Genomic DNA, 26,202 nt, shown 5'->3' on the forward strand with positions numbered 1-26,202 from the left:
CCCTCCCCCTCGCAAGGGCGGCCTTCTTATTCGTTTTGCATTGAACCATCTGTACCACCCGTACAGATGGTTTTGTTTTTAAAGCATAATCCGCCCGGAGTGAAACGAGGATCGATAAGATTATGCTTGAAATATAGAAGCTTAGAGCGCTCATCTGATTCATTCAGATCGAAACGCGCTCTAAGCACGCAACTGCCACCACAGCCCATTGAAAAACGTTCACCCATATGGTTGACTATTTCCATGGATGACGTACATTCAACCTTACGGGTGAATAATGAACGAGGATGCTCTGTCACATATTCTCAAAGCCGTCGGAGACGTTACGCGACGGCATATCTTGACGCTGCTCGTACAGGAGGGGCCATCAAGAGTGACTGCGCTCGCCGCTCATTTCGACATGTCGCTCAACTCGGTCTCCAAGCACATCAAGGTGCTGGAGGAAGCAGGGTTGGTCACCCGCAAGACTTTGGGCCGCGAGCATTTCATTGCCGCTGAACTGGAACCAGTACGGGAAGTGGAAAACTGGTTCGCGGAACTGAAGTCTGTCTGGGAACTGCGCCTGACGGCGCTGGAGGATGTACTCGTTTCGAAGGAACAGGAAAATGAGTGAGCTTGAACTGACAGTCAATCGCAGGATCGCCGCTCCCCGGGAGAAGGTTTTCAACGCATGGCTCTCGCCCGTAACGCTGGCGAAATTCATGCGCGCATCAAGCGACAGCACCGGTCCGTCCGATGTCACCACGGATGCGGTGAAAGGCGGTCGCTTCTCCATTTTGATGCACATGGTCGACCGCGACGTGCCGCATTCGGGCACCTATCTCGAAATCGACCCCCATGCGCATCTGGCATTCACGTGGAATTCGCCCCATTCGCTGGACGACAGCGTGGTGACGATCGACCTGAAGGAAGTGGACCCGAACACCACTGACATCACGCTGAAGCAGGTCAAATTCCGCAGCCCCGAAGCGCGCGACGGCCACATCAAAGGCTGGACCACCATTCTGACGAATTTCGACGGACTGGCCAACTAAGCCTGACGATAGAAATAAAAATGCTGGGCGCTCGGCCCGGCATTTACTGCTTTATTTCTTCACCAGTGTCACAACCGCTTCCACATGCGGCGACCACAGGAACTGGTCGATGGGCGTGACGCGCTGGATGCGATAGCCACCCTTTACCAGAATGGCGAGATCGCGGGCGAGCGTCACCGGGTTACACGACACGGCAACCACCCTTTCCACTTTGGACTTGGCCAGTTCCTGCGCCTGTTCTTCGGCACCCGCACGCGGCGGATCGAAGACCACGGCGTTGTATGGCAGCAATTCCTTCGGCATCAGCGGACGGCGGAACAGGTCGCGCCGCTCGACCGAGACAGGCTTCAAGCCCTGCACATGGCGCACGCCACGATCGAGCGCCGCCAGCGCGGCAGCGTCGCTTTCCACCGCATGGACAGCGCTTTTCTCTGCGATTCTGAGTGCAAACGTACCGACACCGCAGAAGAGATCGGCCACACGCTTTGCCTTGCCGACATGGTTCAGCACCAACGCCGTCATGGTTTCCTCGGCTTCAGCCGTCGCTTGCAGGAAGCAGCCGGGCGGCACTGGCACCGGAACCTTGCCGAAATGGATCAGTGGCTTTTTCGGCTCGACGATGATTTCGCCCTCGTGGGAAAGACGCGCAAAGCCTTTCTTGATGACCAGCGCGGTCAGGGAGCGGCGCTGGTCGTCATCCAGCACTCCGCAGCCGCTTGCCGCCAGATCGAGGCCGGATGCCGTCAGTGTTGCCGCCAGCTTGAACGGTTTGGAACCGGGCGCCAGCAAAGCGCCGACATCGCGCAGATCGTCGAGGCGCACAATGATTTCCGGCACAGTAACCGGGCATTCGACAATATCGATGATTTCGTGGCTGAGATGGCGATTGAAGCCGAGCAGAACGCCCTTTTCCGTCTTGCGCGCGGCAAAAACGGCGCGGCGGCGCGTATGCGGCGCGCAGGCCACCAGCGGTTCAACCTCTGCGTCGATGCCCCTGCCCTTCAGGGCCGCGACCACCAGTTCGCGCTTCCACAGGCGATAAGGCTCATCCTGCCAGTGTTGCAGCGCACAACCGCCGCAGGCTTCGAAATGCTGGCAGGCCGGGTCCTGCCGTTCCGGCGAGGCTTCCAGCAAGGCCATCAGCGTCGCGCGGTTCTTGTCGCGCGCCACATTGGCCACTTCGCCCGGCAGGGTGAAAGGCACATAGATCTGACCATCGGGAAGATTGGCGACGCCATCGCCGCCCGCACCAATCGAGCGGATATTAACTTGCCCCGTTACTGGCGTCGTCATTGGTCTTTCTTTCCTGCCAAGAGATATTCACGATTGCCATCACCACCTTCGATGGGCGACGGGCAAAGGCCGAGCGCGCGCCAGCCAGGCTGCGTCTCAAGCCAGAGTTTGAGTTCTTCTGCGATGCGTTCGCCGTCTGCCGCGTCGCGCAAAATGCCGCCCTTGCCGATGGCTTCACGTCCTGCCTCGAATTGCGGCTTCACGAGAAGCGCGCAGATAGCATCTTTTTGCGCAAAGGCCAATGCCGGGGGCAAAGCCAGCTTGAGCGAGATGAAACTGACATCAGAGACAACGCAGTCGATGTCGCGTCCATCGAGATGGATAAGCTCCAGCGCGCGGGCGTTGACGCCCTCCTTGTTGGTGACGCGGGGATCAGCGCGCAGGCTGTCATGCAATTGGTCGTGGCCGACATCGATAGCGATGACATGGCTTGCACCGCGCTCCAGCAACACCTGCGTAAAGCCGCCGGTGGATGCGCCAATATCGAGCGCCGTGCGCCCCGTCACATCGAGGTCGAAATGATCAAGCGCCGCAATCAGTTTCAACGCGGCGCGGGAGACATAGGCGCTGGCCGGGTCGTCCACCGCGATTGCCGCGTTCTGCGCCACGGTCTGGCCCGGCTTGGTGACGGCTTTGCCATCCACCTTGACCGTGCCGCGCTGGATCGCATCGCGGGCGCGCGAGCGCGTGGCGAACAATCCGCGTTCCACCAGCAACTGGTCAAGGCGCGGACGACTATCGGCAGATGGCACGCTCATAGGATCAGGCCCTGAAATCAGGCACGGAACGGTGTCGCGATATCTTCGCGGCCAAGCGCCGAAAAGACCGTGTGCACGATACCGGCACGGTCGAGACCGGCGCTGGCATACATCGCATCCGGCTTGCCGTGATCCTGATATAGATCGGGCAGCGTCAGCGCACGAACCTTGAGGCCACGATCCAGCAAACCATCGGTGGCGAGGAATTGCAGCACATGCGAGGCAAAGCCGCCTACCGCACCCTCTTCGACCGTCACCAGCACTTCATGCTCACGGGCGAGACGACGGATCAGATCGTGATCGAGCGGCTTGGCAAAGCGCGCATCAGCAACTGTCGTCGAAAGTCCGGCAGCGCCCAGTTCATCGGCGGCGGCAAGGCATTCCTGCAACCGCGTCCCGAAGGATAGCAGCGCCACTTTGGTGCCTTCGCGCACGATGCGGCCCTTGCCGATTTCCAGCACCGAGCCGCGTTCCGGCAGATCGACGCCGACGCCGTCACCACGCGGATAGCGGAAGGAAATCGGGCTTTCGTCATATTCGGCGGCGGTGCGCACCATATGGCGCAGTTCAGCCTCGTCGGAAGCCGCCATAACGACAAACCCCGGCAGAGCCGCGAGGAAACCCGTATCGAAGGAGCCTGCATGGGTGGCGCCATCGGCACCCACCAGACCGGCGCGGTCGATGGGGAAGCGAACCGGAAGGTTCTGGATCGACACATCATGCACGACCTGATCGTAACCACGCTGCAGGAAGGTCGAGTAAATAGCGCAGAACGGCTTGAAGCCCTCGCTGGCGAGACCGGCTGCAAATGTGACGGCGTGCTGTTCGGCAATGCCCACATCGAAGGTGCGCTTCGGGAACACTTCGCCGAAGAGGTCAAGCCCGGTGCCGGTCGGCATGGCGGCGGTGATCGCCACGATCTTGTCGTCGTGACGCGCTTCCTCGATCAGGCTTGTGCCGAAAATCTTGGTATAGCTCGGCGCATTCGCAGGCGGCTTCGCCTGCTTGCCGGTGATGACATCGAACTTGTTGACGCCATGATATTTGTCGGCAGCAGCTTCCGCAGGCGCGTAGCCCTTGCCCTTCTGCGTCACCACATGGATCAGCACCGGGCCTTTTTGCGTATCGCGCACATTTTTCAGCACGGGCAAAAGATGGTCGAGATTATGCCCGTCGATAGGCCCGACATAATAGAAACCCAGCTCCTCGAACAGCGTGCCGCCGGTGAAGAAGGCGCGGGCATATTCTTCCGACTTGCGCGCCTTGTCCTGAAGGAATTTCGGCAGTTTCTGCGCTACCTGCTTGGCGGCTTCGCGGACGCTGCGATAGGTGCGGCCCGAAACGAGGCGCGCCAGATAGGCGCTCATCGCCCCGGTCGGCGGCGCAATCGACATGTCGTTATCGTTGAGGATCACGATCAGCCGCGCATCCAGCGCACCGGCATTGTTCATCGCTTCATAGGCCATGCCAGCCGACATGGAGCCATCGCCGATGACGGCAATGACATTGCGCTTTTCGCCGGAAAGATCGCTGGCCACCGCCATGCCGAGACCGGCTGAAATCGACGTCGAGGAATGCGCCGCGCCAAACGGATCATATTCGCTCTCGGCGCGCTTGGTGAAGCCCGACAAGCCGCCTTCCTGCCGCAGCGTGCGAATGCGGTCGCGACGACCGGTCAGGATCTTATGCGGATAGGCCTGATGGCCAACGTCCCAGATGATGCGGTCATGCGGCGTGTCGAAGACATGATGCAGCGCGACCGTCAGCTCGACCACGCCCAGTCCCGCGCCCAGATGCCCGCCCGTGGTGGACACGGCGTCGATCAGCTCGGCGCGCAGTTCTGCCGTCAGTTGCGGCAGGTCCTGCTCCGGCAAAGCGCGCAGGCGATCCGGGGTCGGCGCCTTGTCGAGCAATGGGGTGTTGGGTCGGGACATCGAAACAACCTGTTGTTGGTTTATCTGGATTGGTCGTCGGTATAGCAGCATCGCGGCCAGATCAAGCAGCGCAGGCCGATCTGGGCCAATATGCCCAATCTAGCACGATAAGGCCATCATTCAGGCAAGGGGATGAAATCCTGTTCGTCGCCCGGCACGATATCAAACCGACCCGTGCGCCATTCTTCCTTGGCCTGCTCGATGCGCTCTTTGGAGGATGAAACGAAATTCCACCAGATGTAACGTTTCGAGCCAAGCGCCGCACCGCCGAAAAGCATGATATGCGCGCCTTCAGGCCCGGCCTGCACGACGATATCGTCACCGGGGCGGAAGGCCAGAAGCCGGTCGGGCGGAAACACTTCGCCGCCGATGCCCACATTGCCGCTCAGCGTATAGATCGCGCGTTCTTCCGCTGTCGGCGGGATGGGAAAACGGCCATGCGGCTTGATGCGGATATCGGCATAAAGCGTATCGGCATGCTGGATGACCGGCGATTTCAGCCCATGCATCGAACCGATGATCACGCGACCGTCAAATTCGGGATCCGTCATCAACGGCAGATCGGGCGCATTGGTATGATAGAAATGCGGGTCGATTTCTTCCAGCGCGTCGGGCAGCGCCAGCCATGTCTGCACGCCGGAAATCGAGAGCGGCCCATTTCGTTCTTCTTCGGGCGAGCGCTCGGAATGCACGATACCGCGCCCCGCCGTCATGAGGTTCACATCGCCGGGCCGCACCACCATTTCCGTGCCGAGGCTGTCGCGATGACGGATATGACCATCAAACAGATAGGTCACCGTCGAAAGACCGATATGAGGATGCGGGCGCACGTCGAGCGCATCGCCATCGCGCAGCACTGCCGGCCCCATGCGGTCGAAGAAGATGAACGGCCCCACCAGTCTGCGGCGAACGGTTGGCAGCGCGCGGCGCACTTCCAGCCCGCCAATGTCGCTTGTGCGCGGAATTACCAGCGTCTCAATCGCATCCACTGTCGTCTTGTCGCCAAGCACCGGATCGGGACAGGGAAAAAAGCTCATGAGACATCCTTTCCAACCGGATCAGCCGCAAACCAGCCGATCAAATCTGTTCAAAACAAAACCGCACCGGCAGGCCGGTGCGGTCCGCATTCATCAATATGGCGCTAGCTCCACGCTTTTCCAGAGCCGCATTATCTACGCATCGAAGCGGGATCAGAAATCAGTCCAGTGGACTGATTTCCCCGCGTAGGCGCTACGCACTTTTGCTGGAAACAGCTTTTTCCTACGCATTATCCTACGCAAAACCGCTACGCACTTTTGCTGGAAATGCTTTAGCGACCCTGCAACAGCTTGGAAAGCGCGTTGGTGTCCGGCACCTGACCGTTGGCGGTCAGCTTGTCCACCAGACCCGGCAAAACCTGCGAAAGCTGGTTCAGCAATTCCTGCTGGTCAATGCCTGCATGCTGTGCAATTTCGCTGAGCGTCTTCTGGCCAATAGCATCGCCAAGCTGGCCCGGCTCGATGGGGTGGTTCTGCCCCTGGCCGACCCAAGATTCAACCTTTTCACCAAGACCTGCCTGATTCAGCTGTTCCAGCAGGCCGCCAAGGCCACCGCTGAGCGGACCCGGCGCGGAAGGTGCTGCCGATGCGTTGCCCGCAGCAGCGCCACCAAGCAGGCCACCAAGCCCGCCGAGAATGCCACCGAGCAATCCACCACCAAGCCCGCCAGCCTGACCCGCAGACGGTGCAGCCGAAGCATTACCGGCTGCGCCGCCGCCAAGCAGGCCACCGAGAAGATCGCCCAAACCGCCGCCAGCCTGAGACTGGTCAGGCACCGGCTGCGCCTGCGTCGGTGCGGGTTCTTCCTTGCTGCCGCCGAGCATCTTGCCAACCAGCAACGCGCCAAGTGCAATCATGATTGGCTTGGCAAGACTGCCGCCGGGGATCGGCGAACCGTTTGAGTTATCGTCGTAACTACCCATGACGCAATACTCCCTGTTATCCCATGCAGCTTGACGTGCATGCGGTAAGTTGAAGTTAAAACGATTTCTCGTTTTGACAAGCATATTAACTTGCCTCTGCGCAATAAATATGAAAATTTTCCGCGAGCGCGAAACAAATGTTTATCTGCGCTTCGGGAGATATAAGATGTCTGTAATAAGCTGGATCATACTCGGCCTGATTGCTGGCTTCGTCGGCAGCAAAATCGTTAATAAAAGCGGTCAAGGCGTCTTCTTTGACATCGCATTGGGTATTGTCGGCGCAATCGTCGGCGGCGTGCTTTCATCTTCACTGTTCGGGCGCGGCGTCACCGGCGCATTCGATCCGATCAGCCTTATCATCGCCATTGTCGGCGCAGTCATCGTGCTTTGGGCCTATCACGCCATCACCGGCAAACGTTCTATCGGCTGATATTTTGATTTATATGTTTCCGGCTCCGGTCCGCGCCGGAGCCGTTTGCGTTTCAGGACCAGCGGTTTCTCAGCAAAGATGTTGAATTTATGAGCTTTCTCGAACCCTACATCACGGCCTATGGCGCGTTGGCGCTGTTCGTCATCGTCTATTTCGAGTCGTTCGGCGCGCCGCTTCCCGGCGAAAGCGCGCTGATCGCAAGCTCGCTTCTGGCGCTGCATGGCACGCTGAATATCGAAGCCGTGCTGCTGGCGGTGTTTATCGGCGCGGTACTGGGCGATTGCACCGGCTATCTGATCGGGCATTTCGGCGGGCGCAAGCTGATCCTGCGCTATGGCCATCTGGTCAAGCTCACGCCTGAAAGGCTCGATCAATTTGAAAAGCTGTTCGACAGCAAGGGGTTTTATGTGGTCGCGACGGCGCGCTTCGTCGTGCTGTTGCGCCAGCTCAACGGCATTGTCGCGGGCTCCATGAATATGAACCCGCTGCATTTTCTGGCTGCAAACGTGATCGGCGCTGCCGGGTGGACGCTCTGCTGGGGCCTTGGCCCCTATTTGCTGAGCGGCGTGCTCGCGCCCTATGTCTCTCAACTCAGGGCGCTGTTCTAACTATTCCGCGTCGAGCGGTTCCGTGCCGACAGGCTGACCATCGCGGCCGATGCGGATTTTTTCGACCTTGTCTTCCGCCGATTTCAGCAGCGTGTCGCAATGCTTCTTCAGCGCTTCGCCGCGCTCATAGATGCGAATGGATTCTTCCAGCGGCACATCGCCCCGCTCCAGATCATCGACGATCTTTTCAAGCTGCTTGAGGGCATCCTCGAAGCTCATGACCGCAATATCGGCGTTGGACGGTTCGGTTACCATGATTCATCCTTTCAACAGCCGCGTAATATGCGTAGATGCGGACTGCGACAAGCCCTCTAGATCATATCCACCCTCCAGCACACTCACGAGCCGGTGATCGCAGAAGCGTTCCGCCCGTTCCATGAGTTTGCCGGTCGCCCAGTCGAAGTCCGCCTCGTCGAGATTGATCTCGGCCAGCGGATCGCGAAAATGAGCATCGAAGCCAGCCGAAATAAGGATCAAATCTGGCCGGAAGTTGTCCAAAGCGGGCAATACACGACTATTAAATGCTTCGCGAAATTCGCGGCTGCCCGTATTGGGTGATAGCGGCGCATTGACGATATTGCCGACGCCGGTTTCATCCTTCGCGCCCGTGCCGGGATAGAGCGGAAACTGATGCGTGGAGCAGAACAGAACGCTTGGATCGTCCTGAAAAATATCCTGCGTTCCGTTGCCATGATGCACGTCCCAATCGATGATGGCGACCCGCTCGGCACCGTGTCGGCGCTGCGCATGACGAGCCGCAATGGCAATCGAATTGAACAGGCAAAAGCCCATGGCGCGCTCACGCTCGGCATGATGGCCCGGGGGGCGTGCAGCGACAAAGCCGTTGCTGGCGGCGCCTGAAAACACGTCATCCACCGCGCCCATCGTTGCGCCGATGGCGGTGAGCGCTGCCTCCATGCTTTTCGGGCTGACATAGGTGTCGCCGTCGAGCTTCACGACGGGCTGCGGCGCTTCTTCATCCTCGACCGGCTCCGGGATTTTGGCGCGCACCGCGTCAAGATGCTCTTCCGGATGGGCGAGAAGGATCGCGTCTGCGCTCGCCTTCGATGCCTCGACCCGGTCGAGCCGGTAGAAATCTGGCCCTTCCAGCTCGCTCATCAGCGCGCGAATGCGATCCGGGCGCTCGGGGTGCCCGGACGGTGTCAGATGTTCCAGATAGATCGGATGCCAGTAAAGCCGTGTCGTCATGCGTCCACTATAGCATCAGGCGAGCACATGACCATGACGGCCCTGTGCATATCCTGCCTGCAGTCTTCAGATGATTTCGGTGCGGGCAATGCCGATGCCGAAACCTTCGAGGCCGACATAGTGACGTTCGCGCGAGGCCAGCAGCACGATGGAGGTGATGCCCAGATCTTTGAGGATCTGCGCGCCAAGGCCGATCTGCCGCCATTCTTCTTCACGGGCGCGGGCTTCCGCATGGCTTTCATGCTCGCCTGGCAGATTATCGCGGGCGCGCGCATCGTGATGATCGGCGCGAACACCGACCGAACCTTCACGCAGATAGACCAGAACGCCCCGGCCTTCCTTGCCCATGCGCTCCATGATCGCGTCGAGATTGCTGCCACCCTTGCCGAACACGTCGTTCAGCACGTCTTCGCGATGCAGGCGCACCGGCACTTCCTCGCCATCGCGAATGTCGCCGAACACCACCGCCACATGCTGCATCGGCTCCCATGGCAGTTCGTAAGTATAGGCATGGGCATTGCCGGCGCAGGTCTTGATCGCCGCATCGCCGACGCGCTTGACCAGCGTTTCCTTGCGCTGGCGATAGGCGATGAGGTCTGCCACCGTCACGCGGTGCAGCGAATGTTTTTCGGCGAAAGCGGTCACATCGGGGCCGCGCATGACTGAGCCGTCATCATTGACCAGTTCGCAGATGACGCCGATGGGCGGCAGATTGGCGAGCTTGCAAAGATCGACGGCAGCTTCGGTGTGGCCCGAGCGCATCAAAACGCCGCCTTCGCGCGCGATCAGCGGGAAAATATGGCCGGGACGCACAAAATCATCCGCACCTGCATTCGGGTTCGCCAGATTGCGCGCCGTCAGCGTGCGGTCTTCCGCCGAAATGCCGGTGGTCGTGCCATGGCGATAATCAACCGTGACCGTGAAAGCGGTGGTGTGGGCGGATTCATTCTCGGCGACCATCGGCGCGAGATTGAGGCGCTTCGCTTCCTCACGCGGCATCGGCGTGCAGACGATGCCCGATGTGTGGCGCACGATGAAGGCCATCTTTTCCGGCGTGCAATGCACGGCGGCAACGATCAGGTCGCCTTCGTTTTCGCGGCCATCATCGTCCATGACGACGACGATCTCGCCGCGCTCGAAAGCGCGCAATGCATCCACAACCTGCTTCTGATTATAGCTCATCGACATACACCTCTGTTAAATCCGCCTGCCTTGGCCGTATTTTCCTCAGACGCGGCCAGTCTGGCCGCGGTGACGCAGATAATGATCCGCAATGGCGCAAGCGACCATGGCCTCGCCAATCGGCACGGCGCGGATGCCCACGCATGGATCGTGACGTCCCTTGGTCATCACGTCCACTTCCTTGCCGTCCTTGTCGATGGAGCGGCGCGGCGTCAAAATGGAAGACGTCGGCTTGACCGCAAAGCGCGCCACCACCGGCGCGCCGGTGGCGATGCCCCCAAAATGCCGCCGGCATGGTTGGACAGGAACAGCGGCGTGCCGTCATTGCCCATCCGCATTTCATCGGCATTTTCCTCGCCGGTCAGGCGCGCAGCTTCAAAACCATTGCCGATTTCGACACCCTTCACGGCGTTGATCGACATCAGCAGGCTGGCAATATCCTGATCGAGCTTGCCATAGATCGGCGCGCCGATACCGGCGGGCACGCCCTCGGCCACGATCTCGATCACCGCGCCGACCGACGATCCGCTCTTGCGAATACCATCGAGATAATCCGCGAACAATTCAACCGACCCGGCATCCGGCGAGAAGAAAGGATTGTTGTCCACTTCCGACCAGTTCCAGCGGCGGCGGTCGATACCGTGTACGCCCATGGCAACCAGCGCGCCCTTGACTTCAAGGCCCGGCACGATCTTGCGCGCAATGGCCCCAGCCGCCACACGGGCCGCCGTTTCCCGCGCCGACGAGCGGCCCCCGCCACGATAATCGCGAATGCCATATTTGACGTCATAGGTGTAATCGGCATGACCCGGACGGTACTGGCGGGCGATCTCGCCATAATCCTTGGAGCGCTGATCGGTGTTTTCGATCATCATCGAGATGGGTGTGCCGGTGGAGGTCATGGTCACGCCGTCTTCGCCGAGAAGAACGCCGGATAGCACGCGCACCTGATCCGGCTCGCGACGCTGGGTGGTATATTTGGACTGACCGGGCTTGCGCTTGTCGAGATAGGACTGAATTTCAGTTTCGGTGAAGGTGATGCCGGGCGGGCACCCATCCACGACGCAACCGAGCGCCAGACCGTGGCTTTCGCCCCAGGTGGTTACGCGGAACAGATGACCGAAACTATTATGAGACATGCGCGACGCCTGACTAAAATGACCCCGGAACGCCCCGGAGGCGAACCCTGACGGGCAGGATACCAGCTACTTCATCGGGCGTTTTATTGAGCTTTTCGGGATCGGTCAAATCATGGCCACCGCCGACCCGAAATTTCCTTCGGATCATCCCGTTCCGGTATTTTTTTTGACACATTCGACACGCTAGATTGAGGGCAACAAAGAGCAAGTCGCTAATAGACAAATGGCGACGTCGTGTCGATCTCGGTGAAGTCTTGCTTCACGACAATGAAACCGGGCGAAAGAGCGGGCAAAGGAACGGAAAACCATGCAGTATCTGGTCGGATTGATCCTCATTCTCGCCTCGCTGTTTTCAACAGTCGCCATGGCCGACGATGCCGAAGGCAAGATCACGTCCATCAACAAGGACAGCGAAACGCTTTCGCTCGATGACGGCAAGACCTACAAACTGCCCGGCGAATTCGATTACAGCGCCATCAACAAGGGCATGAAGGTCATCATCATCTACGATATGGTCGACAATACCCGCTTCATCACCGACATTCAGGAAGCGCCGTAAGCGCTGGCTATGGGCAGTTGGCAGGTTTGACGAGCGGCTGAAAAGCCGCTCTTTTCATGGGTGAAACCAGCCGCTGCGCACCACGCGCGCCCAATCCGGACGCCCGGCCTTCTCCGCAAGCGCCACCATGCGCGACGTGTCGTAAGGAATGCTGCGCATCGTCACGAGCCAGCCGGACGGGCCTTCCTCTATCACGGCATAAGATGCATTGGGATTGCCGGTCTGCACGACATGCGGGCGCGGCTGATCATCGTCATAGCCGGGGCAACCGACACTGCCGGGATTGACCAGCAGGCTGCCATCGCTCAGGCGCAAAATGCGCGGCATATGCGTGTGTCCGCACAACAGCAGCGACGCGGAAATATCCCCGGCTTCCGCTTCTATCACCGCCCGCGATTGCAAAACGACATCGCCGCTTTCAGTCACAGTCTCGAGCCAGTAGCATGTGTCGCTCGTCGGCGTGGCGTGGCAGGCGAAAATGCGACCATCGGCCAGCTCGCGCGTTGCAGGCAAGGCGCGCAACCATTCCAGATGCGTCTCATCTATCTTCTCCCGCGCAGCGCGGTCCGACTGGCTCATTTCGTCAATGGGCTGTTCAACCAGCCAGCGATCATGGTTGCCGCGAATGGAGATCATATCGCGGGCAATCAGCATGTCGGCTGTTTCGCGTGCAGCAAGCGGTCCGCTCAGATGGTCGCCCAGATTGATGATTGTTTCGATGCGCTGCGCGTCAATATCAGCAAGCACCGCCGCCAGCGCATCGCTGTTGCCATGAATATCTGCAATGACGGCAAAGTGTTTGAACGGCATCATGTGACCTTTTCGCTATGTGAGCGCAATTCTGCTGCCGATCATAGCCGCCATCAGCGGCTTGTCACACCCACTCCAGCTTGCCGTTTTCGAACTTCAGAATCTTGTCCTGCGGGATGGAGAGATTGGCGGCGTCGTGGCCGTCCAGATCACCATAGAGATAAAACAGCGTGCGAATGCAGCCGCCATGCGTCACGCAAACGGTTGGCCATTCCACGGCCTCCACCCAGCGGCCAATGCGCTGCGACAGGCTCATATAGCTTTCAGCGGTGGTGCCCGGCGGCATGAAATTCCACTTGTCGCGGGCGCGCGCTTCGATGAGATCGTTTCTCTCCCTGGCAATGTCTTCCATCATGAAGCCCTGCCAGTCGCCGAAATTCACTTCCATCAATTGCGGATCGGTGCGGAAATCATAAGGATCAAGGCCCATGCGCAGCCGGATGCGTTCCATCGTCTCGCGCGTGCGGCGTAATGGGCTTGCCACGAAATCGAAGCCTGCGCCATCACCGATTAGCGATTTCAGCATATCGCCATTGCGATCAGCCTGGGTGCGTCCATGGGCATTGATGTCAATATCGAGCTGCCCCTGAATGCGCTGCGAAACATTCCAGTCCGTTTCGCCGTGACGCGAAAAGTAGATGATCTCCCGGGCCAAAGCCTTACCTCTAAAGCGTTGCCAGTCGAAAACAGCTGTCGAAGCCGTTCCGGCTGTTTCCTCTTTCTCTTAGTGTCTGAATCAAAAACCGGCAGGCTGTGGCGAAAATGGTGATTTCGAGAACCGGAGCGCAGCGTACATTTGGGTACGTGAGCACCGGAAGCGCAGAAATTGCCATTTGCAGACCGGCATGGCGGCTTTTGGATCAGGCGCTAAAACAGGGATAACTTTCCCGGTCCGGGAAAGACAAAGAAAAAATCCCGAAAAGCGTCTCAACTTTTCGGGATTTCAAAAGGATCGTATCAGTCCTTGACGACTGAAATGTCCGGCGCGTCCACCGCCTTCATACCGATGACGTGGTAACCGCTATCAGCGTGGTGCACTTCACCCGTCACCGAACGCGACAGGTCGGAGAGGAAGTAGAGGCCAACATCGCCCACTTCTTCAATCGTCACGGTGCGGCGCAGCGGCGCGTTATACTCGTTCCATTTGAGAATATAGCGGAAGTCGCCAATGCCCGAAGCGGCCAGCGTCTTGATCGGGCCTGCCGAAATCGCGTTGACGCGGATGTTCTGCGGGCCGAGATCGACGGCGAGATACTTTACGCTTGCTTCGAGTGCAGCCTTGGCAACGCCCATGACGTTGTAATTCGGCATGACCTTCTCGGCGCCGTAATAGGTCAGCGTCAGGATCGACCCGCCATCAGCCATCAGCTTTTCCGCGCGGCGGGCAACTGCGGTCAGCGAATAAACCGAAATCAGCATCGTATTGGTGAAATTGGCTTCCGACGTATCGAGGTAGCGGCCGGTCAGTTCGTCCTTGTCGGAGAAACCGATGGCGTGCACCAGAAAGTCGATCTTGCCCCACTTCTTCTCAAGCGCGTCAAAAACAGCGTCGATGCTCGCGGCATCCGCCACGTCGCAATGACCGGCAACAAAAGCGCCAAGTTCTTCGGCAAGCGGCTCGACGCGCTTCTTCAATGCATCGCCCTGATAGGTGAATGCGAGTTCTGCGCCGGCATCGCGGGCGGCCTTGGCAATGCCCCAGGCGATGGAGCGGTTGTTGGCCACGCCCAGAATCAATCCACGCTTGCCCTGCAACAAACCAGACTGTGCGGTCATTAAGGGTCCTCATTGAAAAACTATAAACTTGTTGCCCTATCGCACAGGCTTGCATCACCTTCAAGCAATTGCAGCGAAAAAGCCGGGCATTGTCACTTTACTGCCGCAAAGCTACAACACCCGGCCCGCATTTTGGCCCGCGTGACCACAGAAAAAACAGTTCTGATCGATTGAAAAGCAATTCAATCGATCAGAATCGCATCAATTCTTATTGTGTGGCCTTATTGCCTCCCAAAGCGATTTTCCGCTTCGGGAGAACAATATCAGCCTTCGCGGCGCTTCTGGAGGAATTCTTCTAGTTCCTTGTCACCGCCCTCCGGCAGCATGATGCGGATATGAACATAAAGGTCGCCGCGCCCGCCCGCTTTCAGCGGCAGGCCCTTTTCCTTCAGGCGCAGCACCCGATCCGAACTCGACCAGGCGGGAACCTTCACCGCAATACGCCCATCAAGCGTCTCGACCTCTTCCTTGCCGCCAAGGGCTGCATCGCTGAGATTGACCGGCAAATCCACATGCACGTCGCGCCCTTCAAGACGGAAACGCGGATGCGGCTTGAAGCGGATCGTCACAAGCGCATCGCCGGGCGTTCCGCCCATCAGCGGCTCGCCCTGCCCTTTCAAGCGGATGGTCTGGCCATCCTCGACATATTTCGGCAGCTTGATGTTGAGATGCTTGCCATTCGGGAAAATCGCCTCGACTTTCTCCGCGCCTGCCGCTTGCGACAGGGTCACGTCGATGGATGCGGACAGATCTTGGCCCTTGGCACTGGTGCCCGCGCGGCCACGCTGCCGTCCGCTGCCGCCAAAAGCACCGCCGAACAAATCGTTCAGAATATCTTCTGCGCCGCCGAAGCCGCCGCCCTGACCGCCGGGACCGGAACGGAATTCGAAATGGCTGTTGCCGCCGCCCTGGCGGAAGCCCGCAAACGGGTCGCCATGTGCACCGCCGAAACCACCGCCGCCCTGGAAACCCTGAAACAAGGGCTTGCCTTCGGCATCGATCTCGCCACGGTCGAACTGACCGCGCTTATCCTTGTCGCCGACGATTTCATAGGCCTGATTAACTTCCGCAAAGCGCTCCTGCGCCTTTGGATCATCCTGGTTCTGATCCGGATGGTGCTTTTTGGCCAGCTTGCGAAAGGCCGATTTTATTTCTTCGGGCTTCGCCGTTTTGGCGACGCCCAGCACGCTATAGGGATCGCGCATATAGTTCCTCATTCAGGAAAATGACTGTGAAGTCAGTGGTAAGACTCAATTGAGCCTAATATGCGCATCAGGCAAGAAAAGTTCCAGTCTGTACCGACGTCAGACTGCGCATATTGTCAGATCGGTGCAAATGCCGTGACAGTCCACTGGCCGCCGCGCTGCATGCAGGTTTCACCGCGATAGATGGAAACGCCGTCAAAAGCTTCGCGTGAGGTCTCGAATTCACGGCAGAGCTGATCGTTCTTGTTGCTCTCGGCAACGGTCGTGATCGTGCCCTGGCTGCCAGTATCCGGATTGGTCCACGGCACCGGCTTCTTACCCCATTGCGTGAAGTTTAAAGCGGAAACCACGTTCTTGACTGTTGACTGATCGGAAAGCGTACTGGAATCCGGCACGGTCGGCTGCTGCACCGAACCGGTGATGGTGGTCGAATCAGGAACGGCCTTGTCGATGCTGACGCCACCCATGGCACAACCGGCCAGCGAAAACAGCGTCATGCCGATCACGGCATTGCGCAGGGCCGCAGCAAAATCAACGGCAGAGCGGATATGTTTCTGGTGACAGACAGTTCCAGCAGCCAAACGCTACGTCCTCAATTTTACACGCTATGGATGCAGCGATTATGGCGGTGGTGGGTTAACAAGCGATGAGCTGGCAAGGTAAACAAAACCATACCAATGCACAACAGCAACTCTGTGGGTTTCCTCAGCCGACGGGCAGAAAAATCCACGCCCATTCTTGTGATGCGGCATATGCATTCAACCCCGCCCCTGTCCCTGACCAGGAGGTGGACAAGACGCGCTTTATGGAGGAAGCTCGCGCCAGTTTTTCAGGTCGGGATTCCCGTTCCGACCCCGCCTATCACCACAATCATTCGAGAATAGTGGAAATGACCAGCTCAAGCGACGATTTCACCCTGTCTTCCCAGCCTTTCAAGCTTTTTGCGGAGTGGCTGGCCGATGCAGGCAAGACCGAACCGAACGATCCCAATGCCGTAGCGCTTGCCACCGTCGATCCTGATGGGCTGCCCAATGTGCGCATGGTACTGCTGAAGGATTTCGACGAACACGGCTTTGTCTTCTACACCAATTATGAGAGCAAGAAGGGGCAGGAAATCCTGTCGGCTGAAAAGGCTGCCATGTGCTTCCATTGGAAGACGCTGCGCCGTCAGGTGCGCGTGCGTGGGCCGGTTGAGAAAGTCAGCGATGCCGAAGCCGACGCTTATTACGCCTCGCGTCCACGCGGCAGCCGTATCGGCGCATGGGCCTCAAAACAGTCGCGCCCGCTGGAAAGCCGTTTCGCGCTGGAAAAATCTGTCGCGGAATATACCGCGAAATATGCCATCGGCGACATTCCACGCCCGCCATACTGGTCGGGCTTCCGCATTCGCCCGGTCTCGATCGAGTTTTGGCACGATCGCCCGTTCCGCCTGCACGACCGCGTCTTATTTACCCGGCCCGTGCCGGAAGGGGACTGGAACAAGGACCGGCTTTATCCGTAAGAGAAAGAAAAGCTGCTACCCCCGCCCTCACCCTGAGGTGCGGAGCGTAGCGAAGCCTCGAAGGGGCGGCCCTTCGACAAGCTCAGGATGAGGGTCGCGCGTTTACGCCTGCCCCTCAATTACACAATCGGCTTGATCGCCACCCAGAGGCTGCCGAAAACGAGGCCGAGGAAGATCAGCCAGCCGACGATATTGTTCGACTTGAACAGTTTCAGGCACTGGTCGGGGTTGTCGATATCGAGCACGATGATCTGGCGGTAGAGATGTACGCCAGCGGCCAGCAATCCGGCAAGTGCCGGCATCGGCACCTGCGCCACCGCAAAAGCGGCGGCAAAGAAACCGATAGCGCCACCATAAAGGATCATCAGCGCGGTCTTGGTGTGCTTCCCGAACAGGCGCGCCGTGGAACGCACGCCGACCAGCGCGTCGTCTTCCTTGTCCTGATGGGCGTAAATCGTGTCGTAACCGATGGTCCACAGGATCGCGCCGATATAGAGCAGCACCGGTGGCAACGAGAGCGATCCTTCGACCGCAGCCCAACCCATCAACGCACCCCATGAAAAGGCGAGACCCAGCACAAATTGCGGCCAGTCGGTAATGCGTTTCATGAAGGGATAGGCAGCGACGATCAAAAGCGAGAAAATGCCCAGCGCAATCGAAAACCAGTTGAATTGCAGCACCACGACAAGCCCGACCAGCGCTTGCAGGACGAGAAAGGCTTTGGCCTGACCGCGTGTCACCTGCCCGGCAGGCAGCGGGCGTGAACGGGTACGGTCCACCTGATCGTCGATATCCTGATCGACCAGATCATTATAGGTGCAGCCCGCGCCGCGCATGGCGATGGCGCCGACCAGAAACAGAAACAGGTGCCAGATCGAAGGCACGACCGACCATGCGCCGTCACCGGGCTGCGCACCGGCGCCCGCCACCAGTGCCGCCGACCACCAGCACGGCCACAACAGAAGCTGCCAGCCAATCGGGCGATCCCAGCGCGCAAGCTGCGCATAGGGCCAAAGCGACTGCGGCAACAACTTATAGACCCAATGGCCCGACGGAGCGTCCTTTACGCGCCCTTGCGCATTGCGTGACTGAATCGATCCGTGTAGTTCGGGCTGTGACATGGCGAAATCCTTGATATATGCAGCCATCACTATAACCCCGACGAAGACGGAGCAAGCAATGAGAGTTCTTTTAATCGGTTCTGGCGGTCGTGAACATGCTCTGGCCTGGAAACTGTCCGCTTCTCCGTCACTGACAAAACTCTATTGCGCGCCGGGCAATCCCGGCATCGCGGAAGCAGCCGAGCTGGTCGATATCGATGTCAGCGACCATAAGGCCGTTATTGCCTTCGCCAAGGATAAGGCCATCGATCTGGTCATCGTCGGACCGGAAGCGCCGCTGGTTGCAGGCCTTGCCGACGATCTGCGCGCCGAAAACATCCGCGTCTTTGGCCCCTCCAGGGCGGCAGCCCAGCTGGAAGGCTCCAAGGGTTTCACCAAGGATCTCTGCGCCCGCTTCGATATTCCGACCGGGGCCTATGGCCGTTTCAACAATGCGCCGAAAGCCAAGGCCTATATCCGCCAGCAGGGCGCGCCCATAGTGGTGAAGGCTGACGGTCTGGCCGCAGGCAAGGGCGTGGTCGTCGCCATGACGCTCGATGAAGCGCTGGATGCGGTCGATGCCTGCTTCGAAGGCGCGTTCGGCTCTGCCGGGGCCGAAGTGGTGGTGGAAGAATTTCTGGACGGCGAAGAAGCAAGCTTCTTCTGCATATGCGACGGCAAAACGGCGCTGCCGCTTGGCTCGGCGCAGGATCACAAGCGTGTCGGCGATGGCGACACCGGCCCCAATACGGGCGGCATGGGCGCTTATGCCCCAGCTCCGGTCATGACGCCGGAAATCGTTGAGCGCACCATGCGCGAACTGATCGAGCCGACCATGCGCGGCATGGCGGAAATCGGCGCGCCCTTCTCCGGCATCCTGTTTCTCGGCCTGATGATCGGCAAGGACGGCCCAAAGCTGATCGAATACAACACCCGTTTCGGGGACCCGGAATGTCAGGTGCTGATGATGCGCCTCAACAGCGACTTGCTGGCGCTGATCGATGCCGCCGTCGACGGCAAGCTGGATCAGGTTTCGCCGGACTGGAAAGATGATCCGGCGCTGACCATCGTTATGGCTGCGGAAGGCTATCCGACCAATGTAAAGAAGGGCAGCGTCATTCGCGGTCTCGACGCGCTTGACGGTCTCGATGGTGTCAAGGTCTTCCACGCAGGCACTGCTGAAAAGGACGGCAATCTCATTGCCAATGGCGGTCGTGTGCTGAACATCACCGCAGTCGCCAGCACTGTCGAGGAAGCACAGGCGAAAGCCTACGACGCCATCAGGAAGATCGACTGGCCGGAAGGTTTTTATCGCACCGATATCGGCTGGCGTGCTGTGGAGCGGGAACGTTCCGGCAAATAGTTTTAATGACAGCACCGGCATGATCGCATCCTTTTGACAGATAGGATGCGATTGGAGCCTGTTTTCATCATGCAATAGGCTGCGAGAAAATATTGACGTTTACGTAATAAGCCGATAGCTCTTGTGTTGAAGAAGACTGATACTCCCTCTGCACGCTTGCAGATCGGAGGCCGGGGTTTCCGAGGAGGGGCCTCGATGAGCACGATGTGGAGGAAAGATGTATCGCGCGCCGGTTTCTGAAATTTCCCATACGCTGATGAAGGTTGCGGGGCTTGAAAAAGCGCTGGCCGACAACCGCTTTCCCGAATTTTCCGCCGATCTGGCCGCAGCCATTCTCGAAGAGGCCGGAAAGTTTGCCGCTGAACGTGTCGAGCCCTTACGCATCCCCGGCGACCGGCATGGCGCGACCGTCAAGGACGGCGTCGTCACCACCGCGCCGGGCTGGAAAGACCTTTACCGCGACTGGATTGCAGGCGGCTGGAATTCGCTGACGGGCACGCCGGACTATGGCGGTCAGGGTCTGCCGACCATGATGTCGGTCGCCGTCAATGAAATGTGGAATGCCGGTTCGCTGTCCTTCGCCATCGGGCCGACGCTCACCACGGGTGCGATTGAGGCGCTGGAAAAGCATGCCTCCAGGGAATTGAAGGATATCTATCTCGAAAAGCTTATCTCCGGCGAGTGGATGGGCACGATGAACCTGACCGAGCCGCAGGCCGGTTCCGACCTTGGCGCGCTGCGCAGCCGCGCCGAGCGCGGCAATGACGGCACCTATCGCATTTTCGGCCAGAAGATTTTCATCACCTATGGCGAACATGACCTGACCGATAACATCGTGCATCTGGTGCTGGCCCGCCTGCCCGATGCGCCTGCGGGCACCAAGGGCATTTCGCTGTTTCTCGTGCCGAAATTCCTCGTCAATCAAGACGGTTCGCTCGGTCGTCGCAACGATCTGTTCTGCTCTGGTCTTGAACACAAGATGGGCATTCACGCCTCGCCGACCTGCACCATGATCTATGGCGACGGTTTCGTGAAAGGCGAGGAACAGGGCGCGGTCGGCTATCTGATCGGCGAAGAAAATCGCGGCCTCGCCTGCATGTTCACCATGATGAACAATGCCCGCCTGCTGGTCGGCATTCAGGGCGTTGGCGTTGCGGAAGCGGCTTACCAGCAGGCGCTCAACTATGCCAAGGAGCGCAAGCAGGGCCGCGCCATCGGTGCGAATCCCAAGGAGGGTATGAGCCCGATCATCGAACACCCCGATGTGCAGCGCATGCTTTTGACCATGAAGGCGCTGACGCAGGCCGCCCGTTCCATCACCTATGCCTGCGCCCATGCCATCGACATGAGCCATGCGACCGAAGGTGCGGATGCACAGCATTGGGCCGACCGTGCCGGTTTGCTCACGCCGCTGGCCAAGAGTTTTGCCACCGATGTTGGCGTGGATGTCACGTCGCTCGGCGTGCAGATCCATGGCGGCATGGGATTCATTGAGGAAACCGGCGCGGCCCAATTGCTGCGCGATGCGCGCATCACGCCGATTTACGAAGGCACCAACGGCATTCAGGCCATCGATCTGGTGATGCGCAAGTTGCCGCTTGGAAATGGCGAGCATATCAAGGGTTTCCTTGCCGAATTGCAGCAGGATGCCGACAAGGTAGTTGCCTCCAACCGCCCGGAACTGGGCGAAACCGGCGCACGTCTTGCAAAGGCGCTCTCCGAAGCGCGTGAAGCGACCGACTGGCTGCAAAAGACAGTTGCCGAGGGTGGCGCAGAGGCGGCACTTGCCGGTGCAACGCCTTATCAGCGTCTGCTGTCGCTTACTTCCGGCGGCGCTTATCTGGCCCGCGCAGCCGCTTGCAGGCGACGATAAGGGTCGCGCCGTTCTTTGCCGTTTCTTCGCCGAGAACATGCTGGCCGAAGTATCGTCGTTGAAAGACACCGTCATCACCGGCGCAGCCAGCCTCGCCGCCGCTAAATCCGCACTGGAGGCTTGAACGTGAGCGAACATATTCTCGTCGAACGTCGCGATGCGGTGCAGATTATCCGACTGAACCGGGCCGACAAGAAAAACGCCATCACCCGCGCCATGTATGCCACCATGGCCAAGGCGTTGAAGGATGGCGACGCCGACGACGCGGTGCGCGTCCATGTGTTTCTTGGTGTGCCGGGCGCGTTTTCATCCGGCAACGACATGCAGGATTTCATGGCCGCAGCGGCTGGCGGCGGCGATATGGGCAAGGATATTCTGGATTTTCTCTATGCCCTGTCGAGCGCCAAAAAGCCGGTCGTCTCAGGCGTTGATGGCCTTGCGATTGGCATTGGCACGACGATCCATTTCCATTGCGACCTGACATTTGCAACGTCACATGCGCTGTTCCGCACGCCATTCGTTGATCTCGGTCTCGTGCCGGAAGCCGGTTCCAGCTTGCTCGCGCCACCGCTGATGGGGCATCAGAAGGCCTTTGCCCTTCTGGCGCTCGGTCATGGTTTCAGCGCGGAAGCAGCGCTTGAAGCAGGCATCGTCTATAAAATCGTGGAAAGCGCAGAGCTGGAAGCGGAAGTGCTGAAGGCTGCGGAAGAAATCGCCGCCAAGCCGCCGGAGGCCATGCAGATCGCGCGGTCGCTCATGCGCATGCCCGCCGAAAACATCGCGGATCGTATTGCGCGGGAAGCGAAGCTTTTCGGCGAACGCCTGACCTCCAATGAAGCGCGTGAGGCCATCATGGCCTTTCTCAGCCGCAAGAAGTAAATCCCGGCTCTGATCGATAAAAAAGAACCCGGATGGGGAAACCCATCCGGGTGGCTTTGTCTGGAGGTCAGCCAATTAATTTAGCTTCAAAATGAAGCAGTCTCCTAAACCTAGCGGCAGAATGGGACGAGATCGTGATCACACGACAATGTGAATAATCTCGCCCGTTCAACTTTTCCGCTGCGGTCAATTCCGGGCGATGATTTCCTTGCCTTCGATCACCAGACGGACGCCCAGCGTGCCAGCCTTGCGGCGGGCGAGGAAGCGCGGGCGGCGACGGCGCGTCTCGTGCCCCTGACGGCGGGCCTGCGGTTGGCTGGTGCGCACCGGGCCGGTGCTTTCGTAAAGCGGACGGGCGACGCCGTCTTCTTCCACCAGCATCATCGGCAGGTTGAACGCAGCCGCCCAGGCGCGCCAGTCGGCGGCAACATCGGTCAGGTCATGCGCCACCAGAAGCGGCACGGAAAGCTGCGGGTCCTGATGCATCAGTTCCAGCGTGACGGTGATTTCGCCATATTCGTCTTCGACCGCGCGGGCGACAACACCGACAAAAGCATGGATCGGCAGTGCAATCGACATGGGCAGGCCGCTCGACGGCAGAACCTGCCGGATGACCGCGCCCCGTTCGTTGATGGTGAAGGTGACGTCGGTATTGCCGTCGTGCGATGCGTAGCTCACCACCTGCGGAAAGTGAAACGGATCGAGCCGCAGTTCACGGCCTGCCCAGTCTGGCTTCAGTCCCTTGCTCATCATTGTCAACGCCTCTGTCTCTCTGTCTCTGTCGAGAGCCGGTTATTCCAGCTTCTCTTTGATTGGGCTTTCTGCCCTCGTTGAGATGGAGAATAGACCGCGTTTGTTACCGATGGCCTTAAGGAGTTGGGTTAACTTTTCCCTGCTTTTTCCTTTGGTTATCAGAATGCAACCAGGTGTAAGAATTCGGAAATTATTCCTAATATGCGTTTACCGATAGCAAAACGGGCGGAAAAACCGCCCGTCATTCAAGTAGCAATTTGGTTTGTTTTACAGGGTCTTGCCGGGGTTCATAATCCCCGCCGGGTCGAAGGCCGTCTTGATGCGGCGCATCAGGTCGAGCGCGAAAGGCTGCTTGAAATGCGCAAGCTCGTCCCGCTTCAGGCGACCGATGCCATGCTCGGCAGAAATCGACCCCCTGTAACTTGTGACAATCGTGTGGATGCGGTGATTAAGCGCGCCCCAATGGGAGAGGAATTCCTTTTTGTCCGCGCCGACCGGCTGCGACACGTTATAATGCAGGTTGCCATCGCCGATATGGCCGAAGCAGACAATGCGTGCACCGGGGATCATCTCCAGCACCGCCGCATTGGCTTCGCGGATAAAGGCCGGAATGGATGAAACAGGCACGGAAATATCGTGCTTGATCGAGCCGCCCTCCGGCTTTTGCGCCCAGGACATTTCCTCGCGCATTTTCCAGAAGGATTGCGCCTGCGCGACGCTTTCGGCAATCGCCGCATCCTGAAGAATATCCGCCTCAAAAGCTTCGTGCAGAATGGTTTCCAGCGTGGTGCGCGCATCTTCTTCCGAGCGCGTGGAGGAAATATCGATCAGCACATACCAGTCATGCGGGCTTTCCAGCGGATCGCGCGCGCCATCGACATGGCGCACCGTGAACTCGACGCCGACACGCGGCATCAGCTCAAACCCGGTCAGCGACGGGCCTGCATGTTCGGTCGCGAGCTGGAACAGGCGCAGCGCGTCGTCCGGGCTGCGCATCCCGGCATAGGCGACGCCCTTGCCCTTCGGCTGCGGAAAGATTTTCAGAACCGCCGCCGTGATCACGCCGAGCGTGCCTTCGGAACCCACGAACAGGTCTTTCAGGTCATAGCCGGTATTGTCTTTCTTCACATAGCGGAGGTCGTCGAGAATTTCGCCGGTTGGCAAAACCACTTCGAGACCGAGGCAAAGCTCGCGCATATTGCCATAGGCGAGCACCGCCGTACCACCTGCATTGGAACCGAGATTGCCGCCGATCTGGCACGAACCTTCCGCGCCCAGCGACAGCGGGAACAGGCGGCCCGCCTTCTCGGCCGCGTCCTGAAGGTTTTTCAGGATGACGCCTGCCTCGACGGTCACCAGATTGCCCACCGTATCAAGCGCGCGTATCTTGTTCATGCGGCCAAGCGCCAGCACGATCGTCGTGCCGCTCTCATCCGGCGTCTGCGCGCCGACGAGGCCCGTATTGCCGCCCTGCGGCACAATCGGTGTTTTCGTTTCGCTGGCGAGTTTCATGATCGCCGCGACTTCTTCCGTGGAGCCGGGACGCAACACCAGCGCCGAATTGCCCTTATAAAGATCGCGTTGCTCGATCAGATAGGGCGCAATGTCTTCTGGCGCGGTGAGTGCGTTCTTCTCGCCCACGATGGCGGCGAAACGTTCGATCAATCCGGTGTCCATATTGGTCCTTTGAAATCTAGCGCGGTGCGGCAGCGCGGTTCAAACGGTCATTGATGGCCTCGCCGAGACCGTCAAAGGGAATGGGTTCAACGGCAATGGTGCTGGCGCCGATGGCGTCGAGCTTGCGCATGAAATCGAACAGATTGCTGGCCGCCTCGCGCAGATTGCCATCGGCGCTGAGGTTGAGTACGGCCTTTGCCGTCTCGGCTCCGGCCACCCGCGACGGCCCGAAAGCCAGCAGCGCCTCGCCCGGCTGCACATCGCCAACCGCAAGCCGCATGGCGGCATCCGGTGCATAATGCGAGGCCATCATGCCCGGCGCGATGATATGCGCCTGAATGGCCTCGGTCTGTTCGGTGCGCACCAGCTTTGTGCCAATCGCTGCTTCTATGTCCTCTGCAGCAAGCCCGCCGGGGCGCAACAGACGCACCATGCCGCCCTCGACCTTCACGATGGTGGATTCCACGCCCACTCCGCATGGACCGGCATCGAGGATCAGGTCTATTTTGTCGCCAAGATCGTCCGCGACGGCTTTGGCGCTTGTCGGACTGATACGCCCGGAGGTATTGGCGCTCGGTGCCGCAACAGGGCTGTCCAGCGCCGTGATGACCTCCTGCACGCGGCCATGCGGCATGCGGATGGCGAGCGTCGGCAGTCCCGCCGTCACCAGCGGATGAATGGGCCGACTGGTATCCTGTTGGTCTTTCAGCGGCAGCACGATGGTCAGCGGGCCGGGCCAGAACAGTTCCGCCAGCTTGCGCGACAGGGCATCGAAGGTAACATAGCGCTCTGCCATGGCAATGCCGCTGACATGAGCAATCAGCGGGTTAAACTGCGGGCGACCCTTGGCGGCGAAAATACCGGCCACGCCTTCGCCGTGCGAGGCATCGGCGGCAAGACCGTAGACGGTTTCGGTGGGAATGGCGACAAGACCGCCGCGCCGCAGGATTTCCACCGCGCGCTGAACTGCCTCATCATCGAATTTCATTACATCTGACACTGGTTTTCCGCCTCTCGGGCGTCCAAGTTGAGTGCATCCCGAAAAGTGCAAAGCGGTTTTCGGACAAGATGCACGCATAGATATGAGCGCCTTCTGCCTACACAAGCGCGAAGCCCTGCGCAAGCAAACAGGCGGTTTGCCTCGTGCACATTTATGGCA

The 26,202-nt window shown here is 59.2% G+C and carries 26 protein-coding genes and 2 pseudogenes; 9 read left to right on the top strand and 19 right to left on the bottom strand.

From position 1 onward, the window contains the following. Nucleotides 1–26 precede the first annotated feature (26 nt). Complete coding sequence (locus QLQ11_RS06065; RefSeq protein ID WP_124915198.1) at nt 27–227, bottom strand: hypothetical protein; 201 nt, start codon at nt 225–227, stop codon at nt 27–29. 50 nt (nt 228–277) lie between these two features. On the opposite strand from QLQ11_RS06065, the gene QLQ11_RS06070 reads away from it, so the two are divergent. Continuing rightward, nucleotides 278–613 (top strand): helix-turn-helix transcriptional regulator, encoded by a 336-nt coding sequence (locus QLQ11_RS06070; protein ID WP_109368460.1) that lies wholly within the window; start codon nt 278–280, stop codon nt 611–613. Continuing rightward, nucleotides 606–1,034, top strand: coding sequence for an SRPBCC domain-containing protein (locus QLQ11_RS06075; RefSeq protein ID WP_124915197.1), 429 nt, complete (start codon nt 606–608; stop codon nt 1,032–1,034). Before QLQ11_RS06070 ends, QLQ11_RS06075 begins: the two co-directional genes overlap by 8 nt. Before the next feature lie 51 nt (nt 1,035–1,085). On the opposite strand, the gene QLQ11_RS06080 is transcribed toward QLQ11_RS06075, so the two are convergent. The 5 genes from QLQ11_RS06080 to QLQ11_RS06100 form a co-directional block, all read right to left on the bottom strand. Continuing rightward, nucleotides 1,086–2,327: a class I SAM-dependent RNA methyltransferase gene (locus tag QLQ11_RS06080; protein WP_124915196.1), complete on the bottom strand. Its 1,242-nt coding sequence runs from the start codon at nt 2,325–2,327 to the stop codon at nt 1,086–1,088. Further along, nucleotides 2,324–3,085, bottom strand: a complete 762-nt coding sequence (locus QLQ11_RS06085; RefSeq protein ID WP_124915195.1) for a TlyA family RNA methyltransferase — start codon at nt 3,083–3,085, stop codon at nt 2,324–2,326. The genes QLQ11_RS06080 and QLQ11_RS06085 overlap by 4 nt, the downstream gene beginning before the upstream one ends. 17 nt (nt 3,086–3,102) lie before the next feature. Next, nucleotides 3,103–5,019, bottom strand: a complete 1,917-nt coding sequence (dxs, locus tag QLQ11_RS06090) for a 1-deoxy-D-xylulose-5-phosphate synthase (RefSeq protein WP_124915194.1) — start codon at nt 5,017–5,019, stop codon at nt 3,103–3,105. A 116-nt stretch (nt 5,020–5,135) separates the two neighbouring features. Beyond that, the gene (locus QLQ11_RS06095; RefSeq protein WP_124915193.1) at nt 5,136–6,056 is read right to left on the bottom strand and encodes a pirin family protein; all 921 of its coding nucleotides are present in this window, start codon (nt 6,054–6,056) and stop codon (nt 5,136–5,138) included. Between the two features lie 272 nt (nt 6,057–6,328). Beyond that, the gene (locus tag QLQ11_RS06100) at nt 6,329–6,979 is read right to left on the bottom strand and encodes a YidB family protein (protein ID WP_109368453.1); all 651 of its coding nucleotides are present in this window, start codon (nt 6,977–6,979) and stop codon (nt 6,329–6,331) included. A 166-nt stretch (nt 6,980–7,145) separates the two neighbouring features. Here QLQ11_RS06100 and QLQ11_RS06105 point away from each other — a divergent pair, with 166 nt between their 5' ends. Continuing rightward, nucleotides 7,146–7,409 carry a GlsB/YeaQ/YmgE family stress response membrane protein gene (locus QLQ11_RS06105; protein WP_109370181.1) on the top strand — a complete coding sequence of 88 codons (264 nt, stop codon included), beginning with the start codon at nt 7,146–7,148 and terminating at the stop codon, nt 7,407–7,409. An 89-nt stretch (nt 7,410–7,498) separates the two neighbouring features. Beyond that, a complete protein-coding gene (locus QLQ11_RS06110) occupies nt 7,499–8,017 on the top strand; it encodes a DedA family protein (protein WP_109368452.1) in 519 nt (172 codons plus the stop codon). On the opposite strand, the gene QLQ11_RS06115 is transcribed toward QLQ11_RS06110, so the two are convergent. The 4 genes and pseudogenes from QLQ11_RS06115 to aroC form a co-directional block, all read right to left on the bottom strand. Continuing rightward, a complete protein-coding gene (locus tag QLQ11_RS06115) occupies nt 8,018–8,272 on the bottom strand; it encodes an exodeoxyribonuclease VII small subunit (protein ID WP_078338030.1) in 255 nt (84 codons plus the stop codon). 3 nt (nt 8,273–8,275) lie between these two features. Next, a complete protein-coding gene (locus QLQ11_RS06120) occupies nt 8,276–9,226 on the bottom strand; it encodes a histone deacetylase family protein (RefSeq protein ID WP_283736036.1) in 951 nt (316 codons plus the stop codon). Nucleotides 9,227–9,292: 66 nt separating this feature from the next. Next, nucleotides 9,293–10,408, bottom strand: a complete 1,116-nt coding sequence (ribB, locus tag QLQ11_RS06125; RefSeq protein WP_109370180.1) for a 3,4-dihydroxy-2-butanone-4-phosphate synthase — start codon at nt 10,406–10,408, stop codon at nt 9,293–9,295. A 45-nt stretch (nt 10,409–10,453) separates the two neighbouring features. Then, nucleotides 10,454–11,547 (bottom strand): annotated as a pseudogene (aroC, locus tag QLQ11_RS06130) (chorismate synthase). A 307-nt stretch (nt 11,548–11,854) separates the two neighbouring features. On the opposite strand from aroC, the gene QLQ11_RS06135 reads away from it, so the two are divergent. Further along, nucleotides 11,855–12,106, top strand: coding sequence for a DUF1344 domain-containing protein (locus tag QLQ11_RS06135; RefSeq protein ID WP_109368449.1), 252 nt, complete (start codon nt 11,855–11,857; stop codon nt 12,104–12,106). A gap of 54 nt (nt 12,107–12,160) precedes the next feature. On the opposite strand, the gene QLQ11_RS06140 is transcribed toward QLQ11_RS06135, so the two are convergent. The 5 genes from QLQ11_RS06140 to QLQ11_RS06160 all read right to left on the bottom strand — a co-directional run bounded on the left by QLQ11_RS06140 (nt 12,161) and on the right by QLQ11_RS06160 (nt 16,478). Beyond that, on the bottom strand, nt 12,161–12,916 hold the full coding sequence (locus QLQ11_RS06140) for a metallophosphoesterase (protein WP_124915233.1): 756 nt from the start codon (nt 12,914–12,916) through the stop codon (nt 12,161–12,163). 64 nt (nt 12,917–12,980) lie between these two features. After that, nucleotides 12,981–13,571: a histidine phosphatase family protein gene (locus QLQ11_RS06145; protein WP_124915190.1), complete on the bottom strand. Its 591-nt coding sequence runs from the start codon at nt 13,569–13,571 to the stop codon at nt 12,981–12,983. Nucleotides 13,572–13,873: 302 nt separating this feature from the next. Continuing rightward, a complete protein-coding gene (gene fabI / locus QLQ11_RS06150; RefSeq protein WP_109368447.1) occupies nt 13,874–14,692 on the bottom strand; it encodes an enoyl-ACP reductase FabI in 819 nt (272 codons plus the stop codon). Nucleotides 14,693–14,955: 263 nt separating this feature from the next. Then, a complete protein-coding gene (locus QLQ11_RS06155) occupies nt 14,956–15,897 on the bottom strand; it encodes a DnaJ C-terminal domain-containing protein (protein WP_124915189.1) in 942 nt (313 codons plus the stop codon). 116 nt (nt 15,898–16,013) lie between these two features. Then, the gene (locus QLQ11_RS06160; protein WP_371830798.1) at nt 16,014–16,478 is read right to left on the bottom strand and encodes an RT0821/Lpp0805 family surface protein; all 465 of its coding nucleotides are present in this window, start codon (nt 16,476–16,478) and stop codon (nt 16,014–16,016) included. 308 nt (nt 16,479–16,786) lie between these two features. Here QLQ11_RS06160 and pdxH point away from each other — a divergent pair, with 308 nt between their 5' ends. Then, nucleotides 16,787–17,398: a pyridoxamine 5'-phosphate oxidase gene (gene pdxH, locus QLQ11_RS06165; RefSeq protein WP_124915188.1), complete on the top strand. Its 612-nt coding sequence runs from the start codon at nt 16,787–16,789 to the stop codon at nt 17,396–17,398. A 119-nt stretch (nt 17,399–17,517) separates the two neighbouring features. Here the strand turns inward: pdxH and ubiA are convergent, their stop codons facing one another. Beyond that, nucleotides 17,518–18,519, bottom strand: coding sequence for a 4-hydroxybenzoate octaprenyltransferase (gene ubiA / locus QLQ11_RS06170; RefSeq protein ID WP_124915187.1), 1,002 nt, complete (start codon nt 18,517–18,519; stop codon nt 17,518–17,520). A 58-nt stretch (nt 18,520–18,577) separates the two neighbouring features. Between ubiA and purD the strand changes: the two genes are divergently transcribed. From purD to QLQ11_RS06185, 3 genes and pseudogenes are all read left to right on the top strand, one after another. Then, complete coding sequence (gene purD / locus QLQ11_RS06175; protein ID WP_124915186.1) at nt 18,578–19,861, top strand: phosphoribosylamine--glycine ligase; 1,284 nt, start codon at nt 18,578–18,580, stop codon at nt 19,859–19,861. Nucleotides 19,862–20,078: 217 nt separating this feature from the next. Further along, nucleotides 20,079–21,858 (top strand): annotated as a pseudogene (locus QLQ11_RS06180) (acyl-CoA dehydrogenase). A gap of 2 nt (nt 21,859–21,860) precedes the next feature. Continuing rightward, nucleotides 21,861–22,613 carry a crotonase/enoyl-CoA hydratase family protein gene (locus QLQ11_RS06185; protein ID WP_109368442.1) on the top strand — a complete coding sequence of 251 codons (753 nt, stop codon included), beginning with the start codon at nt 21,861–21,863 and terminating at the stop codon, nt 22,611–22,613. A gap of 186 nt (nt 22,614–22,799) precedes the next feature. On the opposite strand, the gene QLQ11_RS06190 is transcribed toward QLQ11_RS06185, so the two are convergent. The 3 genes from QLQ11_RS06190 to QLQ11_RS06200 all read right to left on the bottom strand — a co-directional run bounded on the left by QLQ11_RS06190 (nt 22,800) and on the right by QLQ11_RS06200 (nt 26,031). Further along, nucleotides 22,800–23,366: a DUF6101 family protein gene (locus QLQ11_RS06190; RefSeq protein WP_121537334.1), complete on the bottom strand. Its 567-nt coding sequence runs from the start codon at nt 23,364–23,366 to the stop codon at nt 22,800–22,802. A gap of 267 nt (nt 23,367–23,633) precedes the next feature. Continuing rightward, nucleotides 23,634–25,043, bottom strand: coding sequence for an FAD-binding oxidoreductase (locus tag QLQ11_RS06195; protein WP_121537333.1), 1,410 nt, complete (start codon nt 25,041–25,043; stop codon nt 23,634–23,636). Between the two features lie 16 nt (nt 25,044–25,059). After that, the gene (locus tag QLQ11_RS06200; RefSeq protein ID WP_371830802.1) at nt 25,060–26,031 is read right to left on the bottom strand and encodes an L-threonylcarbamoyladenylate synthase; all 972 of its coding nucleotides are present in this window, start codon (nt 26,029–26,031) and stop codon (nt 25,060–25,062) included. Nucleotides 26,032–26,202: the final 171 nt, after the last annotated feature.

This window comes from Ochrobactrum sp. SSR (genome assembly GCF_030067775.1).
GTDB lineage: Bacteria > Pseudomonadota > Alphaproteobacteria > Rhizobiales > Rhizobiaceae > Brucella > Brucella teleogrylli.